At 67.9% G+C, this 18,899-nt stretch carries 15 protein-coding genes; 5 read left to right on the top strand and 10 right to left on the bottom strand.

The annotated features are described in order from the left end of the window. Window positions 1-20: 20 nt before the first annotated feature. From CUJ89_RS26145 to CUJ89_RS26125, 5 genes are all read right to left on the bottom strand, one after another. Window positions 21-788 carry a sulfite exporter TauE/SafE family protein gene (locus CUJ89_RS26145; RefSeq protein WP_114180256.1) on the bottom strand — a complete coding sequence of 256 codons (768 nt, stop codon included), beginning with the start codon at window positions 786-788 and terminating at the stop codon, window positions 21-23. Continuing rightward, window positions 785-1,819: a phosphate acetyltransferase gene (gene pta / locus CUJ89_RS26140; RefSeq protein ID WP_114180255.1), complete on the bottom strand. Its 1,035-nt coding sequence runs from the start codon at window positions 1,817-1,819 to the stop codon at window positions 785-787. Before pta ends, CUJ89_RS26145 begins: the two co-directional genes overlap by 4 nt. 117 nt (window positions 1,820-1,936) lie before the next feature. Further along, complete coding sequence (gene xsc, locus CUJ89_RS26135) at window positions 1,937-3,754, bottom strand: sulfoacetaldehyde acetyltransferase (protein ID WP_114180254.1); 1,818 nt, start codon at window positions 3,752-3,754, stop codon at window positions 1,937-1,939. Window positions 3,755-3,914: 160 nt separating this feature from the next. Continuing rightward, window positions 3,915-4,319, bottom strand: a complete 405-nt coding sequence (locus tag CUJ89_RS26130) for a nuclear transport factor 2 family protein (RefSeq protein WP_114180253.1) — start codon at window positions 4,317-4,319, stop codon at window positions 3,915-3,917. A 163-nt stretch (window positions 4,320-4,482) separates the two neighbouring features. Then, window positions 4,483-6,009 carry a PLP-dependent aminotransferase family protein gene (locus CUJ89_RS26125; RefSeq protein WP_114180252.1) on the bottom strand — a complete coding sequence of 509 codons (1,527 nt, stop codon included), beginning with the start codon at window positions 6,007-6,009 and terminating at the stop codon, window positions 4,483-4,485. A gap of 266 nt (window positions 6,010-6,275) precedes the next feature. Here CUJ89_RS26125 and CUJ89_RS26120 point away from each other — a divergent pair, with 266 nt between their 5' ends. Beyond that, window positions 6,276-6,626 (top strand): GNAT family N-acetyltransferase, encoded by a 351-nt coding sequence (locus CUJ89_RS26120; RefSeq protein WP_114180251.1) that lies wholly within the window; start codon window positions 6,276-6,278, stop codon window positions 6,624-6,626. Here the strand turns inward: CUJ89_RS26120 and CUJ89_RS26115 are convergent. Then, window positions 6,610-8,850, bottom strand: coding sequence for a TonB-dependent receptor (locus tag CUJ89_RS26115; RefSeq protein WP_114180250.1), 2,241 nt, complete (start codon window positions 8,848-8,850; stop codon window positions 6,610-6,612). The genes CUJ89_RS26120 and CUJ89_RS26115 overlap by 17 nt on opposite strands. A gap of 324 nt (window positions 8,851-9,174) precedes the next feature. On the opposite strand from CUJ89_RS26115, the gene CUJ89_RS26110 reads away from it, so the two are divergent. After that, window positions 9,175-10,239, top strand: coding sequence for an asparaginase (locus CUJ89_RS26110; RefSeq protein ID WP_114180249.1), 1,065 nt, complete (start codon window positions 9,175-9,177; stop codon window positions 10,237-10,239). 101 nt (window positions 10,240-10,340) lie between these two features. Here CUJ89_RS26110 and CUJ89_RS26105 read toward each other — a convergent pair whose 3' ends face one another. Beyond that, a complete protein-coding gene (locus CUJ89_RS26105; RefSeq protein ID WP_114180248.1) occupies window positions 10,341-11,315 on the bottom strand; it encodes a LysR family transcriptional regulator in 975 nt (324 codons plus the stop codon). A gap of 140 nt (window positions 11,316-11,455) precedes the next feature. Between CUJ89_RS26105 and aspA the strand changes: the two genes are divergently transcribed. Together aspA and CUJ89_RS26095 are read left to right on the top strand one after the other, a co-directional pair. Beyond that, complete coding sequence (gene aspA, locus CUJ89_RS26100) at window positions 11,456-12,862, top strand: aspartate ammonia-lyase (RefSeq protein WP_114180247.1); 1,407 nt, start codon at window positions 11,456-11,458, stop codon at window positions 12,860-12,862. A gap of 103 nt (window positions 12,863-12,965) precedes the next feature. Further along, window positions 12,966-14,471 carry an amino acid permease gene (locus tag CUJ89_RS26095; protein WP_114180246.1) on the top strand — a complete coding sequence of 502 codons (1,506 nt, stop codon included), beginning with the start codon at window positions 12,966-12,968 and terminating at the stop codon, window positions 14,469-14,471. A gap of 52 nt (window positions 14,472-14,523) precedes the next feature. Here CUJ89_RS26095 and CUJ89_RS26090 read toward each other — a convergent pair whose 3' ends face one another. The 3 genes from CUJ89_RS26090 to CUJ89_RS26080 all read right to left on the bottom strand — a co-directional run bounded on the left by CUJ89_RS26090 (window position 14,524) and on the right by CUJ89_RS26080 (window position 17,463). Further along, entirely contained in the window at window positions 14,524-15,207 is a 684-nt protein-coding gene (locus tag CUJ89_RS26090) for an alpha/beta hydrolase (protein ID WP_114180245.1), read from the bottom strand. Window positions 15,208-15,378: 171 nt separating this feature from the next. Continuing rightward, window positions 15,379-16,866 carry an aldehyde dehydrogenase gene (locus CUJ89_RS26085; RefSeq protein ID WP_114180244.1) on the bottom strand — a complete coding sequence of 496 codons (1,488 nt, stop codon included), beginning with the start codon at window positions 16,864-16,866 and terminating at the stop codon, window positions 15,379-15,381. Window positions 16,867-16,884: 18 nt separating this feature from the next. After that, the gene (locus tag CUJ89_RS26080) at window positions 16,885-17,463 is read right to left on the bottom strand and encodes a thioesterase family protein (RefSeq protein ID WP_114180243.1); all 579 of its coding nucleotides are present in this window, start codon (window positions 17,461-17,463) and stop codon (window positions 16,885-16,887) included. 261 nt (window positions 17,464-17,724) lie between these two features. Between CUJ89_RS26080 and CUJ89_RS26075 the strand changes: the two genes are divergently transcribed. Continuing rightward, entirely contained in the window at window positions 17,725-18,855 is a 1,131-nt protein-coding gene (locus tag CUJ89_RS26075) for a porin (RefSeq protein WP_114180242.1), read from the top strand. Window positions 18,856-18,899: the final 44 nt, after the last annotated feature.

Here is an 18,899-nt window from a genome sequence, read left to right as displayed (position 1 = left end):
GTGCTGAAGCCGAACGCGGATCAGGCCCGATGCAGCAGCGGCGGCAGCGACGTCGCGATCAGCCCGACGCCGATCGCCATCAGCACGCCGAAAGCGAGCCGGCGCAACGCGACCGGCGACAGCGGCGGCGGGTAGTGCCGGCCGGCGACCGTCGTCAGCATCACGACCGGCGTCGCGAGCGCCGCGAGCATCCAGATATCGCGGTCGAGCTGGCCTTCGCACGCGCTGAACAGCACGCGCGTCGCGGAGGTGGTCGTGAACACGACGATCAGCGCGCAGCGGATCTGCACGAGCGTCAGCGGCTGCCGGTAGAACTGGAAGATCAGCGGCGGGCCCGAAACGCCGAACATGCCGCTCAGCAAGCCGCCGAAGATGCCGCTGATGAAGAAGCTGCGGTTGCCGGAGCGCTGCGCGAGCGGCGCCGGCCGCAGTGCGGCGCACAGGCCGCCGTACAGCACGACCGCGCCGAGTATCAGTTGCAGCAGGTCCGACGCGGAACGGCTCAGGCTTTCGAGCAGCAGCACCCCGGCGACGACCGACGGCAGGATGCCGAGCGTCGCCGCGCCGACCGCGCGCCAGTCGATGTGATGCAGCCGGCCCGGCAGCGCGGTCGCGCCGTTCGCGAGCGACACGACGCTCATCAGCGTGGCGACGGTCGCGAGCGGCGCGAGCCCGAGCCCGCTCGTCGCGCCCATCACGATCATCCCGAGCCCGAAGCCCGTCACGGTCTGGAAATAGCTGCCGGCGCCGATCACCGCGATCAGGATCGCCAGTTTGTCGGCGCTCATGCGTGCGCGGCCTCGCCGGTCGCGGCGCGCTGCGCGGCTGCCTGCGCCTGCACGGTGGTCGCCGCGATCACGTGATACACGTCGTCGGCGCTGCAGCCGCGCGACAGGTCGTTCGCGGGCCGGCGCAGCCCCTGCAGCAACGGGCCGACCGCCTTCGCGCGGCCGATCCGCTCGGCGAGCTTGTAGCCGATGTTGCCGGCTTCGAGGCTCGGGAACACGAGCACGTTCGCGTGGCCGCCCACCTGCGAATGCGCGATCTTGCGCTCGGCGATCTCCGCGACGATCGCCGCGTCGAGCTGCACGTCGCCGTCGATCGCGAGTGCGGGCCGCAGTTCGCGCACGCGCGCGGTCGCCGCCGTCACCTTGTCGACGGCCGCATGGTGCGCGCTGCCGCTCGTCGAGAACGACAGCATCGCGACGCGCGGTGCCTCGCCGAGCAGCGCGTGCGCGCTGTCGGCGGCGGCCATCGCGATTTCGGCAAGCTGGTCGGCGTCCGGATCGACGACGAGCGCGCAGTCCGAGAAGATCAGCCCGCCCTTGATCGTGTGGAACGGCTCGCACAGCATCATCAGGAAGAAGCTCGACACGATCCGGAACGCCGGATCGACGCCGATCAACTGGATCGCCGCGCGCACCACGTCGGCCGTCGCGTGCACGGCGCCCGCGACCGAGCCGTCCGCGTCGCCGAGCCGCACCATCAGGTTCGCGTGGCAGAGCGGGTCGAGCACCGCGTCGCGCGCGGCGTCGGCCGTCATGCCCTTGTTCTTGCGCAGCGCAAGCAGTGCGTCGGCGTACGCGTCGCGTTGCGCGGCGGTGGCCGGATCGACGAGCGTCATGCCGTCGAGATCGATCGCGTCGCGCGTGGCCGCCGCGTGGATCGCCGCGCGGTCGCCGACCAGCACGATGCGCGCGATGCCGTCGCGCGTCGCGCGCGCGGCCGCGTGCAGCACGCGCGGGTCGTCGGCTTCGCACAGCGCGATGCGCATCGGCTGGCGGCGCGCAGATTCGAGAATGCGGTCGAGGGCTTTCATCGGGAGCTCGAAGTAAAAAAGGCCGGATGCGGCGGCCCGCACGGGGCACGGCGTCCGGCCGGGGGCCGGCCGCGCGGGGAGTGCACGGCCGGCAGCGGATGCGTCAGCGACGCGGCGTCACACGTAGTCCTTGTACTTGTCGAGCGTGCGCACCGGCTTCGACAGCGCATCGCGGCGGAACGGATCGCCGAGTTCGCGCGTGCACATGATCTCGATGATCGTCGTCTTGCCTTCGTTCATCTGCATGTCGATCGCGCGCTTGAGCGCGGGGCCGACCTCCTCGAGACGGTCGACCGTGATCCCTTCGGCGCCCATCGCGCGCGCGATTTCCGCGAAGCTTTGATTGTCGAGTTCGCCCGCGACGAAGCGGCGGTTGTAGAAGTCGACCTGGTTCTTCTTCTCCGCGCCCCACTGGCGGTTATGGAACACGACGGCCGTGACCGGGATGCGGTGGCGCACGCAGGTCATCGTTTCCATCAGGCTCATGCCCCACGCGCCGTCGCCCGCATACGACACGGCCGGGCGGTGCGGCGCGGCGACCTTCGCGCCGATGATGGTCGGGAATGCGTAGCCGCAATTGCCCCAGCTCATCGCCGCGAAGAAGCTGCGCGGCTTGTTGAAGCGCAGGTAGCTGTTCGCGACCGAGTTGATGTTGCCGATGTCGGTCGACACCATCACGTCCTCGGGCATCGCCTTTTCGAGTTCGCGCAGCACCTGGCGCGGATGCAGGTAGCGGCCGCCGCTGAAGGGCTTTTCGTGCTTTTGCTCCTCGATCATGTCGAGACTGTACGCGTCGCGCTCGTGCGTCCAGTCGTCGAGTTCCTTTTCCCATGCGGCCTTCTCGGTCGCGATCTGGTCGGCGCGATCGCTGCGCGATCCGTCGCACGCGAGCGTGCGGCCTTCGAGGCGTTGCGTGAGCGCGACCGCCGCGGCCTTCGCGTCGCCGCAGATGCCGACCGAGATCTTCTTCACGAGGCCGAGCATCTTGTGGTCGGCATCGATCTGGATGATCTTCGCGTCCTTCGGCCAGTAGTCCATGCCGTGCTGCGGCAGCGTGCCGAACGGCCCGAGGCGCGAGCCGAGCGCGATCACGACGTCCGCGCGCGACAGCAGTTTCATCGCCGCCTTCGAGCCCTGGTAGCCGAGCGGGCCGCACCACAGCGGGTGGTTCGCCGGGAACGAGTCGTTGTGCAGGTAGCTGTTGACGACCGGTGCGCCGAGCCGTTCGGCGAGCGCCTTGCATTCGTCGATCGCGTCGGCCATCACGACGCCGCCGCCCGAGATGATCACCGGGAACTTCGCCTGCGCGATCAGTTCGGCCGCGTCGTCCAGGCTCTGTTCGCCGCCGGCGCCGCGATCGAGCCGGCGCGGTTGCGGAATCTCGACCTTGACCTTGCCGTAGAAGTAGTCGCGCGGAATGTTGAGCTGCGTCGGGCCCATCTCGGCCTGTGCGCGGTCGAAGCAGCGCGCGGTGAATTCGGCCATCCGCGCGGGGTGCGTGACGTGGCCCTGGTACTTCGTGAATTCCTGGAACATCGGCAGCTGGTTTGCTTCCTGGAAGCCGCCGAGGCCGATGCCCATCGTGCCGGCTTCCGGCGTGACGATCACGACCGGGCTGTGCGCCCAGTACGCGGCCGCGATCGCCGTCACGCAGTTGCTGATGCCGGGGCCGTTCTGGCCGATCACGACGCCGTGACGGCCCGATACGCGTGCATAGCCGTCGGCCATGTGGCCCGCGCCCTGTTCGTGCACGACCGGGATCAGGCGGATGCCGGCCGGCGCGAAGATGTCCATCGCGTCCATGAACGCGGAGCCCATGATGCCGAACATGTCGGTCACGCCATTGGCCGCGAGGGTCTCGACGAAGGCTTCGGACGGCGTCATGTCCTGCGGGCCGCTGGCCGACACACGCTGGGAAGTGGATTGTTCGCTCATGGGTTGTCTCCGATTTTTCAATTAACGGAACGTCTTGTTCCAGATGCTATTTGCTGGTGAAAGCCGGTCAAGCCATTCCGCCTGCTGCTGGGGAATGTGGAATGAAATGAAATGATTCGTTTCAAAACGCGGGCTGCGCCGCGGTGCGCGATGCGCGCGCTCAGGCCGGCTGCTTCGGCCGTTCCTTGCGGAATGCGCGCTTGACGGCGATCAGCCCGTCGCGAAATTCGAACAGGTCGCAGCCCTCGGCCTCGATGCGCCAGCCTTCGGCGTGCGTGGCGGTGAACACCCACTCGGATAGGCCGCGCTCGCCCGTGACGGTGTGGCGGCCGTGCCCCCAGTGCGCGTCGGGAAAGGTCTTGAACACGGCTTCGAACGCGGCACGTACCGCGTCGCGGCCGACGAAGCGCGTGCCGTGGATGTCGGGGCCGCCGGCCGCGTCGAATACGCAGTCGTCGGTCATGAAGCCCATCAGCGCATTGGCGTCGTGCCGGTTGAATGCGTCGGAAAAGGCCGCGAGCGTGGCGGCCGTGACGGTGGCGGGGGCGGTGAGCGTGTCAGCCATAACGTGTCTCCTGTCGAATGGTGGGCGGCCGCGAGGCGCTGGCGCGCATGCGGCACGCGGTATCGACACGTTAGTGAGCGCTGGTTTTTGGCGGTAGCGCCAGTTCGGGAGTTTCGCTTGGGCCAGCGCGGGCGGGGGGCGCTGGCGGACGCACGCTGTCGCGCTAGGCGTCGGGCCGCTGCGCCCGCACACACTGCGCGAGCGCACGCACGCCCGGCTCGATCCGTTCGAGCGGAATCGCGGAAAACCCCATCCGGAAGCAGCGGCGTGCGTCGCCCGTATCGTCCATGAAGAACACGCCGCCCGGCTCGATCAGGATGCCGGCTTCCAGCGCATCGGCCGCGAGACGCGCGGCATCGAGCCACGGCGGGCCCTCGACCCAGCACGACGCGCCGCCCGTCACGGGCACGTAGCGCGCGTCGGGCAGATGCGCATCGAGCGCGGCCATCAGCGCCTGCGAGCGCTCGCTGTACGCGTGCGCGAGCCGGCGCAGCAGCGCGTCGTGATGGCCGAGCGCGAGAAAAGTCGCGAACGCGCGCTGGATGTACGCGACGGGATGGCGCACCATCAGCCGCCGCAGCGCGCGCAGCTCGCGGATCAGCTCGCGCGGCCCGACCACGTAGCCGAGCCGCAGGCCCGGCGCGAACGTCTTCGACAGGCTGCCGACGTAGATCACGCGATCGGCCGTGTCGAGGCTCTTCAGCGCCGGATGCGGCGTGCCGGAGAAGGTGTTCTCGCTCTCGTAGTCGTCCTCGATGATCACGAAATCATGCTGCTGCGCGTAATCGAGCAGCGCGCGGCGGCGCTCGACCGGCATCGTCGCGGTGGTCGGGCACTGGTGGCTCGGCGTCACGTACACGTAGTCGCAGCGCGCGAGCGTATCGCCGAGCGTGTCGGGCGCGATCCCGTGGCCGTCAATGGGCAGCGGCAGCAGCCGCGCGTTGCGGTTCTCGAAGATGTTGCGCGCGTCGGGGTAGCCGGGGTTCTCGAAGCCGACCGTCGTGTGCTTGCCGCACAGCAGGTCCGCGATCAGGTACAGCGCCTGCTGGCAGCCGTTCGTGACGATGATCTCGTCGGGCATCGCGAACACGCCGCGGCGCGGCAGCACGCGCGTGCGGATCTGCTGGATCAGCGATTCGTCGTCGCGCTCGATCAGGTCGGGCGCCCAGTTGCGGATCTCCATCACCGACAGCGCCTTCAGGCAGGATTCGCGCCAGTCGTTGGTCGGAAACAGCGACTGGTCGAACTGCCCGTAGATGAACGGAAATTCGTAGTGCTGCCAGTTCGCGGGCTTCACGATGTTGCGCTGCCTCGACGGCGGATGCGCGATGCGTTGCTGCCACGCGGGGCGCCCCGGCGTGTCGTCGTTGCCGTCCGGCTTCGCAGCGGGCTTGGCGGCCGCGAAGCCGGGCACGCCTTCGAGCATCTTCGGGTTCACGAAGTGCCCGCTGCGTTCGCGCGAGATCAGGTAGCCCTCTTCGACAAGCATCTGGTACGCGAGCACGACGGTGTTGCGCGCGACGCCGAGCTGGTCGGCGAGCTCGCGGCTCGACGGCAGCGCCGCATCGGGCGCGAGCTGGCCGTCGAGGATCGCGGCCACCAGCATCCGCCGGATCTGGTCCTGCAGGCTCGACGCCGACGACCGCCGGAACTGCTGGGCCCATAGGGCGGTCGGGGTACGACTCGGCATGCTTCCTCCTGTGATCGGTACGGGAAACGCGAGGCGGTGCGCGCGGTGGGGGCGCAGGCCCGCGAGGGGCGCGGTTTCGCGAGAATACGCGCGTCGCGCCGCGGATGTGGACTCAATGAAAGGTGTCGACTGGCACTACTGCGTGCCGACGTGGCAAGACGATACTCAACTCGTCGCGCCCGGACGATCCGGATAACTCCCCGGTACATGGGCGCAGGGTGGCGCACGCGCTGCGTTTGCCGGCATCGTCATGCGAAGAGGGCCCCATGCACGTCGTCATGTTCAGGGATCGTTGCGCGCGCGTGATCCGCATCGTGTTCGACGACGCGCATGCCAGCGCGGTGGCGTATCGCGACGACGAGGCGATCGGCGAATTGCGTCTCGACCATGGCGACGGCGCGCGGTCGCCGGCGCTTGCGCGGCTGTATGTCGAGCCCGCGTACCGGCGCAGCGGGATCGCGCATACGCTGCTCGCGTGTGCGTCGCGTGAATTCGGGCGGCCGATCCGCATCGACGCCGACGCGCGCGCGTGGCCCGATTCGCCGGCGTGGGCGACGCTGTGCCGCTGTCTCGAATACGAGGGGCTCGTCGTGACCGGTATTACTGATAGAAGTTGAGCGTGACCATCGCCGACCGGCCCGGCGCCCACGTTGCGTAGATCGGATACGCACTCGCGTAATACTGCTTGTCGAACAGGTTCTGTACGTTCAACTGAACGTCCATCGTCTTGTTCACGCGCCACGTCGCGGCCGCGTCGAAGCGGGCGTAGCCGGGCGTCCATTTCTTCGTCGTCGCCGACACGGATGCATAGGTCTGGCTCATCACCGTCGCGCCCGCGCCGAGCGTCAGCTTCGGCATCACGTCGTAGCTCGTCCACAGCGTGAAGTTGTGCTTCGGCACCATCACCATCGGCAGGCCCGATGCGCCGGGGCTGCCGGGGCCCGCGTCGGTCGTGATCGCGTTCAGGTACGAGTAGCCGCCGAACACGTGCCACTTCGGCGTCAGGTTGCCCGCGAAGCCGAATTCGGCGCCGCGCACGCGCTGCTTGCCCGCGTTGACCGTGTGACCAAGGCCGTCGCTGACGCGCGCATTGGTCTTTTCGGTCTGGAACAGCGCCGACGTCAGCGACAGCTGGTCCTGCAGCACGTCCCACTTCGCGCCGATCTCGATGTTGCGCGAGCGCTCGGGCGCGAGATCCTGGTTCGTCGCGGTGATCTGGTCGGTGCCGCCGCCGAGGCCCGCGTTCGAACCCGGCGGGTTCGACGACGTGCCGTACGACGCGTACAGGCTCACGTTGCTCACCGGCTTGAACACAAGGCCGAACTGATAGCTGAACAGGTTCGACGTGTTCGACAGGTCGGCGACGCCGGCCTGCTTGCCGGTCGTGTCGTAGCGGTCGAAACGCAGCCCCGTGTTGAACTGCCAGCGCTCGGACAGCTTGACGGTGTCGAAGAGGTACGCGGACACGGTGTCGGTGCGCGTGTTCGTCGTCGGGCCGGGGAAGCCCTTGTCGCCGTTCAGCACGATGTTGCCGGTCCACGGCATGTTCGGGTTCCAGCCGCCCGCGAGCGGCGTGCAGTTGCCGGCCACCGAGCACGGGCCGCCCGAGCGGATGTTGTTGCCGGCCGAATCCGACACGAGATAACCCTCGTAACGCGCCTGTTCATGGCTGAACTCGACGCCGGCCGTCATCGTGTGCTTCATGCCGAACAGGCTCGCGCTGCCGGTAACTTCGGTCTGGTTCGAGAAACCGTTGAGCGCGTACTTGCCGCTCTTCGCCTGCAGGCCCAGCATGTTCGGATTCGACGCGAGGATCTGCGGATTCGTCGCCACGTAATCGAGCGTCGAGCGGCCGAACATCGTCGTGTTCTTCAGCTTCCAGTCGTCGTTGAGGCGATGCTCGACCCGCACTTCGCCGGTGTCGGTCTGCCCGTAGCGGTAGTCGCGCGTGTTCAGTCCGAAGAACCGCCCGCGATCGGTCGGCACCGGCGTGCCGCCCGACGCGCGGAACGGCACGCTGAAGTCCGGCATGTCGTACGAGTTCATGTGGTAGTAGCTGACCGTGACCGTGGTCGGCGTGTTCAGCCCGAACACGATCGACGGCGCGACGCCCCAGCGCTTGTTGTACACGTCGTTGCGGCCGGCCTGATTCGCGTCGTGACCCATCACGTTCAGGCGCACGGCCGTCGTGTCGTTGATCTTGCGGTTCGCGTCGACCGTCGCGCGCTTGTAGCCGTCGGTGCCGAAGCCGATGCTGCTGTTGATGAAGTTGTCGTTCTTCGGCGTCTTCGTGACGATGTCGATGCTGCCGCCCACCGAGCCGCGGCCCGCGTAGACCGAATCGGGGCCCTTGATCACGCTGATCTGCTCGACGGCGAACGTCTCGCGGTTCTGCAGCCCCGAGTCGCGCATCCCGTCGACGAAGATCGAGTTGCGCGACTCGAAGCCGCGGATCACCGGACGGTCGGCCGACGGGTTCGCGGCCGCGTCGCCGCCGAGGAACGTGATGCCCGGCACCGAGCGCAGCGCGTCCGCGAACGACGTGACGTTCTTTTCCTTGATCAGTTGCTCGGGGATCACCGTGACCGAACGTGGCGTATCGAGCAGCGGTGCGGTGAACTTGTACGACGGCGAGCGCTTCACCTGCATGTCCGACAGCGCGGACGACTGGACCGCGATCGTCGGCAGCGTCGCCGGCATATCGACGGACGGGGCCGGCTGGTTGGCGGCAGGGGCGGGAGCGGGAGCGGTTTCGGCGGAGGCGAGCAGCGGCGTCAGGAACACGGAGCAGGTCAGCGCCGACACGAGAGCGCGTGGCCTCGTCTTGAACTGGGCAGGCATATCGGGAAGCAACGGAAGGTTCGGTGATCGGGTGCATTTTCTCGATGCGGGCGGCACAGGTCCGGAACATCGGAAAACGTCAATGTAAATGCGTATGATTCGCGTTCGTGATCGCAATTGTACGGATTGGTACTAAATATGTAAACGCTTGAATGGTTTTTGTACTCATTCAGTCAGGCTTTCGTGGGCGGCGCGGCTGCCTTTGCGCCGCATGCAACACCGCTTTCCATGGCCCGACCGTTCGCGGCGGCGGCGACTCGCTACACTGCCGTACCGGTTGGACGGGCCCCGGCAACCAGGCCCCGAGCAAGGAGACAACACACGATGGACACCCAACGCGCAGCGGTCGTCACGTACCGCGGCAACGCGATCGAGAACACGCACGTCGCCCATGTGGCGGTGGTCGATGCACGCGGCAGGTTGCTGGCCCGGTTCGGCGATCCGTTCCGGATGACGCTCGCGCGGTCGGCGGCCAAGCCGGCCCAGGCGCTGGCGGTGATCGAGACGGGCGCGCCCGAGCGCTTCGGCTTCGACGACGCGGACATTGCGCTGATGTGCGCGTCGCACAGCAGCGAGGAGCGGCATATCGAACGCACGCGGGCGATGCTGTCCAAGGTGGCCGCGCACGAATCGGACTTGCGTTGCGGCGGCCACCCGCCGTTGTCCGATGCCGTGTACCGATCCTGGATCAAGCGCGACTACACGCCGACCGGGGTGTGCAGCAACTGTTCGGGCAAGCATGTCGGGATGCTGGCCGGTGCGCAGTCGATCGGCGCCGCGATGGCCGATTACCATCTGCCCGACCATCCGATGCAGGTGCGCGTGAAGCATGTCGTGGCCGACGCGTGCGGGTTGCGCGACGACGAGGTCGACTGGGCGATCGACGGGTGCAACCTGCCGACGCCGGCCTTTTCGCTGGATCGCCTGGCGCGTCTTTACGCGTCGCTGGCCGACGGCGCGGACACGGTGGAAGCGGGCGGCGGCGCAATTACCGATCGCGTCCGCGCGCTGGCGCGCATTCATCGTGCGATGACGGCGCATCCCGAACTGGTGGCCGGCGACGGGCGCTATTGCACGGTGCTGATGAACGCGTTCGACGGGCAAGTCGTCGGCAAGCTCGGCGCCGATGCGTGCTACGGGCTCGGCGTGCGGGCGTCGGAACGCACGCGGCAGCTCGGCGCCGACGGCGCGCTCGGCATCTCGGTGAAGATCGAGGACGGCAATCTCGACGTGCTCTACATGCTCGTCAGCGAAATCCTCGAACGGCTGCAGATCGGCACGGCCGCGCAGCGCGCGCCACTGGCCGGCTTCCACCGGCCGCGGATGCTGAACACGCAGGGCGTCGAGATCGGGCACGCAACGTTCCCGTTCGAATTGCAGCCGGCCTGAACGCCGTTACCGCGCCGATGCCGCCGGCCTGCGATCCGGGCCGCGTGTGCCGTCGCCCATCGGCGTGCTGATCGACGCGAACACGAACGCGAACGCGGGCGCTATGCGCACGCTCCGCGAATCTTGGTCAGCTCCAGCTCCGACAGCTCGCCGATATGCGCGAGGTGTTCCGCGAGAAAGTCCTTCAGCACGCGCAGCTTCGCCGAGCTGCGCCGGTTCGCCAGATACGCGATGTAGATGAATTCGCCGGTCAGCCGGTTCTGCAGCCGATAGCGCGGCAGCACGGCTTCGAGCCGGCCGCTCGCGAGCAGGTCGCGCACCAGCCAGATCTCGAACTCCGCGATGCCGAGCCCCGCGCAGGTCGCTTCGAGCAGCAGCTCCGAATGGTCGGTGACGAGATTGCCGGCCGGCAGCACGCTGTGCTGCGCGTCGCCGTTCACGAGATCCCAGCGCGGATCGCCTTCGGGGTGGACGTAGCGCAGGCAGTTGTGATGCTTCAGGTCGTCGGGCGTCGACGGGCGCCCGCAGCGATCGAGATAGCCGGGCGTCGCGCACAGGATGCTGTCGTTGCGCGACAGCCGGTGGACGACCAGGTTGTCCAGGTAGTTCTCGCCCTCGTGAATGTCGAGATCGAAGCCGCCGGCCACGAGGTCGTTGTGGTTGTCGGTGAGCCGCACGTCGAGCTGGATCGTCGGGTAGCGCGCGAGAAACGGCGCGACCAGCGGCGCGAGATGGCGACGGCCGAACGCGACCGGCGCGGTGAGCTTCAGCGGGCCGCTCGGCCGCGCATTCAGCTCGGCGACGACGCGCAGCGTGTCGTCGAGATCGGCGATCAGCGTGACGGCACGCTCCAGATAGATGTGGCCGGCCTCGGTCAGCGTCACGCTGTGCGTCGAACGGTGCAGCAGCGCGACGCCGAGCGTTTCCTCGATCGCCGTCACCTTGCGCGCGACGGTCGACGTCGACACGTGCATCTCCTTCGCGACCGCCGAAAAACTCCCCGTTTCGACCACTCTCACGAACGCGCGCATCGCGCCCAGGTGATCGACGCCGGTTTCTCTTGCGACTTTTTTCATTCGTTTCTCGCTGTTGCGCCCCACGCAAAACCGCTTTCGATAATACAGAAGCGAGCTTGTTTTTGCAAAGGCATAGAATGCGAACCCGTCGCGTCGGGAAGCGGCGAACGACGAGCGCAAGAGACATTCAGGAGGGCACGATGGCAGAAAACGGGTTCCGCGTCGAAGCGGATCTTTTAGGTAAACGAAGCATTCCGGATCACGCGTACTACGGCGTTCATACGCTGCGCGCGAAAGAGAATTTCGACATCTCGGGCCGCACCATTGCGTCGCTGCCGTATTTCGTGATGGCGCTCGCGGCCGTGAAGGAAGCCGCGGCCGACGCCAACTGCGAGCTCGGGCTGCTGCCACAGCCGTACCGCGATGCGATCGCCGCCGCGTGCGTCGAGATCCGCGAGGGGCGCCTGCACGACCAGTTCGTCGTCGACGTCATCCAGGGCGGGGCCGGCACGTCGACCAACATGAACGCGAACGAGGTGATCTGCAACCGCGCGCTCGAAATCATGGGGCACGCGCGCGGGCAGTACGACTATCTGCACCCGAACGAGCACGTGAATCTCGCGCAGAGCACGAACGACGTCTATCCGACCGCGATCCGGGTCGCGACGTGCTTTGCGGTCGAGCACCTGCTCGAAGCGATGGCGCGCCTGCGCGATGCGTTCGCGGAGAAGGCCGACGCGTTCGCGGGCCTGCTGAAGCTCGGCCGCACGCAGTTGCAGGACGCCGTACCGATGACGCTCGGCCAGGAATTCTCGACCTACGCGGTGATGCTGACGGAAGACATCGCGCGCCTGCAGGAAGCCGGCTGGCTGATTCGCGAGATCAATCTCGGCGCGACCGCGATCGGCACGGGGATCACCGCGCATCCGCAGTACGCGGAGAAAGCGCTGGCGGCGCTGCGGCGCATCACCGGGCTCGACCTGAGCACCGCGCCGAACCTGATCGAGGCGACGCAGGATTGCGGCGCGTTCGTGCAGGTCTCGGGCGTGCTCAAGCGGATCGCCGTCAAGCTGTCGAAGATCTGCAACGACCTGCGGCTGCTGTCGAGCGGCCCGCGCGCGGGGTTCGGCGAGATCAACCTGCCGCCCGTGCAGGCCGGCTCGTCGATCATGCCGGGCAAGGTGAATCCGGTGATCCCGGAAGTCGTCAACCAGGTCGCGTTCGAGGTGTTCGGCAACGACCTGACCGTGACCTTCGCCGCCGAGGCCGGACAGCTCCAGCTCAACGCGTTCGAACCGGTGATCGCCAGCGCGCTGTTCCGCAGCTTCAGCCACCTGACGGCCGCGTGCACGACGCTCGCGGAGCGATGCGTGAGCGGGATCACCGCGAATCCCGAGCGGCTGCGCGAAACGATGGAGCGCTCGGTCGCGCTCGCGACCGCGCTGAACCCGTACATCGGCTACAAGAACGCGACGGTCGTGGCGGCCGAAGCGCACGCGAGCGGCAAGTCGATCCGCGAGGTCGTGCTGGATCGCCAGCTGATGACCGACGCGCAACTGGACGAGGCGCTGCAGCCCGAAGCGCTGATCCGGCCGCGCGTGTTTTGACATCGGCCGCGCGGCGCCGGCGCCTGCCGCCGGCGGCCCGCGCACGGCCGTTCCAGAAGCGCCCCCGTGCGGGGCGCGCTACATCAAGAAGCGGAGACAAACGATGAAACACAGCAGCGAGCGGCCGGCCGATACGGCCGGCGGCGCGGATTCCCGTCATGCCGACCCCGACGCGATGTTCGCGTCGCACGAAGCCGGCTACGAGAAGCAGTTGAAGCCGCGGCACGTGCAGATGATCGCAATGGGCGGCGCGATCGGCACCGGCCTCTTTCTCGGCGCGGGCGGGCGCCTGCAGAGCGCGGGGCCGGCGCTCGCGCTCGTGTATCTCGTCTGCGGCGTGTTCGCGTTCCTGATCATGCGCGCGCTCGGCGAGCTCGTGATGCACCGGCCGACCAGCGGCAGCTTCGTGTCGTACGCGCGGGAGTTCATGGGCGAGCGCGCATCGTTCGTCGCGGGCTGGATGTACTACCTGAACTGGGCGACGACCGGCATCGTCGACATCACCGCGGTCGCGATCTACATGAAGTACTGGGCCGTGTTCACGGACGTGCCGCAATGGGTGTTCGCGCTCGGCGCACTCGGGATCGTGTCGGTGATGAACATGATCGGCGTGAAGGTGTTCGGCGAGATGGAGTTCTGGTTCTCGCTCGTCAAGGTGGGGACGCTCGCGGTATTCCTCGCGGTGGGCGCCGTGTTCCTCGCGAGCGGCCATCCGGTCGCCGGCCAGATGCCGGGGCTCCACCTGGTCGCGGATCACGGCGGATTCTTTCCGCACGGCATCCTGCCGGCCGTGCTGATCGTGCAGGGCGTCGTGTTCGCGTATGCGAGCATCGAGCTCGTCGGCGTCGCGGCGGGCGAGACCGCCGATGCACGCAAGGTGCTGCCGAAGGCCATCAACGGCGTGATGTGGCGCATCGCACTGTTCTACGTCGGCTCGGTCGTGCTGTTGACGATGCTGCTGCCGTGGACCGCGTACAGCGCGCACGAAAGCCCGTTCGTGACGTTCTTCGGCAAGCTCGGCGTGCCGTACGTCGGCACCGTGATGAACGTCGTGGTGCTGACCGCCGCATTGTCGAGCCTGAACTCCGGCCTCTATTCGACGGGGCGCGTGCTGCGCTCGCTCGCGATGGGCGGGTCGGCGCCGCGCTTCATGTCGCGGATGAACGCGCGCGGCGTGCCGTACGGCGGGATCCTGATCACGGTCGCGATCAATGCGATCGGCGTGCCGCTGAACTACATCGTGCCGGCCCAGGCGTTCGAGATCGTGCTGAACATGGCGTCGCTCGGGATCATCACGACGTGGGGCTTCATCGTGATGAGCCAGATCATGTTCCGCCGCGCGGTCGATCGCGGCGAACTGAAGGCCGTGTCGTTCCGGATGCCCGGCGCGCCGTTCACGTCGTGGCTCACGCTGGCCTTCCTCGTCGGCGTGCTGGTGCTGATGGCATTCGACTACCCGGGCGGCACGTGGACCGTCGCGACGATTCCGCTCGTCGTGCTCGCGCTGACGATCGGCTGGAAGCTCGCGAAGCGCGGCGCCGCGCGTGAGCGGGCGGTGGCCGCGACCGCGCCCGCGCGCGCCGTCGCCGATCCGGCGAGCAACGCGTGACGCCACGCGCCGGGGGCGCCGGTCCGTTCGCGGGCCGGCTTCCCCGGTGCGGTCAGTTCAACCCGGCGCGTTCGCCGACCCACCGGCCGAAATCGCCGGCCATCTCCGCGGTCAGTTCGTGGCCGGCCGCGTACAGCCGCGTATCGTGCGCGACGCCGAGCGCCGTGAGCTTCGCGTCGGCGGTGTCGGCCCACGCGACGGGCAGCTTGTCGTCGAAGCGGCCGTGCACGATCAGCGCATGGAGCGGGCGAAGCGCATCGCGCGGCGCGATCAGCGGATCGATTTCCGGCAGGATGCGCCCGCACAGCACGGCGAACGCGGTTACGTCGTCCGGCGACGTGAGGCCGACGCTCGCGCTCATGATGCCGCCCTGGCTGAAGCCGGCGATCACGGCCGGCAACGCGGAGCCCGCACCGTCCTGCGCGCGCAATGCGCGCAGCAGTGCGATCAGCTGCACGCGGCTGGCGTCCGCGCGGGCCGCATCGATTTCCGGGCCGTTCGGGCCGAAGCGCACCGGAAACCATGCATGCTGGTTGGGTCCGAAGGTCAGCGGGCCGCGCAGGAACGCGATCTCGATGCGCGGATCGATCGCATCGGCAAGGTTCAGCAGGTTGGTTTCGTTGCCGCCGACACCATGCAGCAGCAACAGGCGGGCGGCGGGGCGGCCGGTGGCCGGGCGCAGCCGGTACTGGAGGCCCGAATCGGGATCGGTGGTCAGCGGCAGGACGTCGGTCATCGCGTGGGTCCGGAAAGGGGAACGATGCGACAGTCTAGAACGTGCGGACGGGGAGGTGAATCGCCGCGGCGCGATTGATTATTTCCTGACTGGAATGAATCGCCGCGGGTGTCGTTGTTCGGACGAATCATGTGCACGGCGAAGCGGGCGGCCGGCGCCGCCCGTTTCGCGTCACCGCAGCCGGATGATCGTCGACTTCAGCTCCGTGTATTTCTCCAGCGCGTGCAGCGAGTTGTCGCGCCCGTTGCCCGATTCCTTGAAGCCGCCGAACGGGAAGTTCATGTCGTCGGTTTCCTCGTAGCCGTTCACCCACACAGTGCCCGCGCGCAACCGGCGCGCGGTTTCATGTGCGGTCGTCAGGTTTGCCGTCCACACCGACGCCGCGAGCCCGTAGCGCGTGTCGTTCGCGAGCGCGACGGCCGTGTCGAGGTCGTCGAACGTCGTCACCGCGAGCACCGGCCCGAAGATCTCCTCGCGCACGATCCGCGCATCGGCGCGCGGGCAGTCGAACACCGTCGGCTCGACATACTGTCCGCCGCTCGCCGTGCGCGCGCGCTTGCCGCCCGTCAGCAAGGTCGCCTCGTCGCGGCCGGTATCGACGTAGCCGAGCACGCGCTCGACCTGCGCGGCGTCGATCAGGCTGCCCATCCGCGTGTCGGGCGACAGCGGATCGCCAGGCGCATACTCGGGCGCGATCGCCAGCACGCGCGCGACGAACGCGTCGCGGATCGTGCGATGCACGAGCAGCCGGGAGCCGGCCGTGCACATCTGCCCGGTGTTGTAGAACACCGCGTGTGCGACGGTGCGCGCCGCGCGGTCGAGGTCGGGGCAATCGGGCAGCACGATCTGCGGCGACTTGCCGCCGAGTTCGAGCCACACGCGCTTCAGGTTCGAATCGGCCGCGCAGCGCGCGACCTGGTGGCCGACCGCGGTCGAGCCCGTGAACGCGATGCAGTCCACATCCGGATGCCGCGCCAGCGCCTCGCCCGCGTCGCCGAAGCCGGGCAGCACGTTGAGCACGCCGGCCGGCAGCCCGGCCTGTGCCGCCAGCGCGGCGAGCCGCAGCGCGCTCAGCGGCGATTTCTCCGACGGTTTCAGCACGACGCTGTTGCCGGCCGCCAGCGCGGGTGCGCATTTCCACATCGCGATCATCGCGGGGAAATTCCACGGCACGACCGCCGCGACGACGCCGATCGGCTCGCGCGTGACGAGGCCGACGAGATGCGCGTCAGTCGGCACGACTTCGCCGCCGGTCTTGTCGATCGCCTCCGCGAACCATTCGAGACAGTACGCGGTGGACGGGATGTCGATCGCGGTCGTGTCGCCGATCGGCTTGCCGGTGTCGAGCGTCTCGAGCAGCGCGAGACCGTCCGCGTGCTCGCGGATCAGCGCGGCCCAGCGCAGCAGCACGCGCTTGCGCTCGCGCGGCGTCGCGTCTCGCCAGGCACCGCCGTCGAATGCGCGCCGCGCGGCCGAGACCGCGTGGTCGGCGTCGGCCTGCCTGCAATGCGCGACCTGCGCGAGCACGCGACTGTCGATCGGGCTCGTGCACGTGAAGGTCGCGCCGTCGTGCGCATCGCGGAACGCGCCGTCGACGAAGGCGCGGGATTCGATCTCGAGGTGGCCGGCGCGCGTGCGCCAGGCGTCGTTCGTCTGCATGGAGGGCTCCATCGTGGTTCAGCGTGAAGCAGGGGCGGGGCGGCGAATCGCGATCGCGCGGCCGGCATGAGGCTCGCGCGGCGCGCGTGCATGTTCGGTGTGAATCGCGTCGAGATGGCGGCGCATCGTGTCGGGAAACGGCGCCGAGCGCTTCGCGTGCATGTCGACGTGGGTCAGCAACTGTTCGGCGGTCGCGAGCGGCGTGCCGGTCGTCGCGTGATGCATCGAATGGAACACGTGCAGGCGCCGGTCGTCGACGTCGAGCAGCCGCAGCGTGAGCCGCAGCGGTTCGCCGAGCATCGCTTCGCGCAGGTGGCGGATGTGCGTCTCCGCCGAATAGATCGAGCAGCCGGCTTCGCGATAGTCGTCGTCGATGCCGAAGTAGCGGAAGAACGCATCGCTGCTGTCGCCGAACACGAACAGGTAGCACGATTCGCTCATGTGGCCGTTGTAGTCGACCCATTCGGGCTGCACGATGCAGCGGTGCAGTTCGAGCGGCGTCGCGATCGGTGCGGCCGGATCGTACGGGCGCGCCTTCTGTCCTTCGTAGGCCGAGCGCAGGCGCGGCTCGGCGGCGGGGCTGAGGTGGGTCGTCATCCTGTGCACTCCGGAGGTTCGGAACGGAGCCCGCATGTCGTCCGCGGGGCTGCCGGTCGATGTTATGACGGGTTGAACGTTTTTTCAATAAAGAAATTTCCGATGCGTGTAAACACCGTGCAGATCGACGCATCAATCGATTGAACATTCATTCAACGAAACCTATACTCGCCAGCGCCGCGGTGCCGAAAAAAAGCAGGCGGGCGGCGTTCCTCGAACAACGAAAATCGATCCGCCTCGCGGAAACTGGAGACACCGGAAATGAAGAAACGCTTCCTGCTGGCCGGCATGATGTCGGTGATGGTTCAGGGCCATGCGCATGCGCAAAGCAGCGTATCGCTGTACGGGATCATCGACGGCGGCATCACCTACGTGAACAACGCGGGCGGCGCGCATGCGTACCTGTTCGACGACGGCGTGTCGTACGGCAACCGTGTCGGCCTGATGGGCACCGAGGATCTCGGCGGCGGCAACAAGGCCGTGTTCAAGCTCGAGAACGGCTTCCGGCTCGGCACCGGCAAGCTGAACCAGGGCGGCGCGATGTTCGGCCGCCAGGCCTACGTGGGGCTCGGCAACGACTGGGGCACGCTGACCTTTGGCAACCAGTACGACTTCGCGTACGACTTCACGGCGGCGTTCAACGTCAGCGCGTTCGGCAGCGGTTATGGCGTGCACCTCGGCGATTTCGACCGCCAGAGCGGCGACCGGCTGCAGAACGCGGTGAAGTTCGTCAGCAACAGCTTCCACGGGCTCGTGGTCGGCGGCATGTATTCGTTCAGCAACGACGCGGGCAGCTTCCACGACGGCAGCGCGTGGAGTGTCGGTGCGACCTATACGCACGGCGATTTCTCGACGGGCGGCAACTATACGCGGCTCAATTCGCCGCGCGGGCTCGCGGCGCTCGATCCGTACGCGCAGATGGGCGTGACGTCGATGCTCGGGCAGACGGTCGCGACCGTCGATCCGGCGACGGGCGCGGTCACCGACCTGCACGACGCGACGCCGTTTGCGATCAATTCGCAATCGATCTTCGGGATCGGCGCATCGTACGTGCTCGGCAAGCTGACGCTTAGCGCGGACTTCAGCAACACGACGTTCAAGGGCTACGGGCAATCGTCGACGATGCGCGTGTACGAGGCGGGCGGCCTGTACCAGATGACCGCGCCGCTGTCGCTCGTCGCGGGCTACCAGTACACGACGTTCGAAGGCCATCACTGGCACGAGGCCGCGCTCGGCGCGCACTATGCGCTGTCGAAGCGCACCGACGTGTATGCGGCCGTCGACTGGATGCGCGCATCGCAGGGCGTCGACGCGGTGATCGGCTACAGCTTCACGCCGTCGACGAGTCGCACGCAGGCCGCCGCGCGCATCGGCATGCGGCATAACTTCTGATTCTTGCTCGTTCCCGGGCCGGGCACGGCCGGCCTGCTCACACG

Origin of the sequence: Burkholderia pyrrocinia, assembly GCF_003330765.1 — a bacterium.
GTDB lineage: Bacteria > Pseudomonadota > Gammaproteobacteria > Burkholderiales > Burkholderiaceae > Burkholderia > Burkholderia pyrrocinia_B.
Note: the sequence above shows the minus strand (reverse complement) of the source record. Positions and strands in the feature narration are given on the sequence as shown.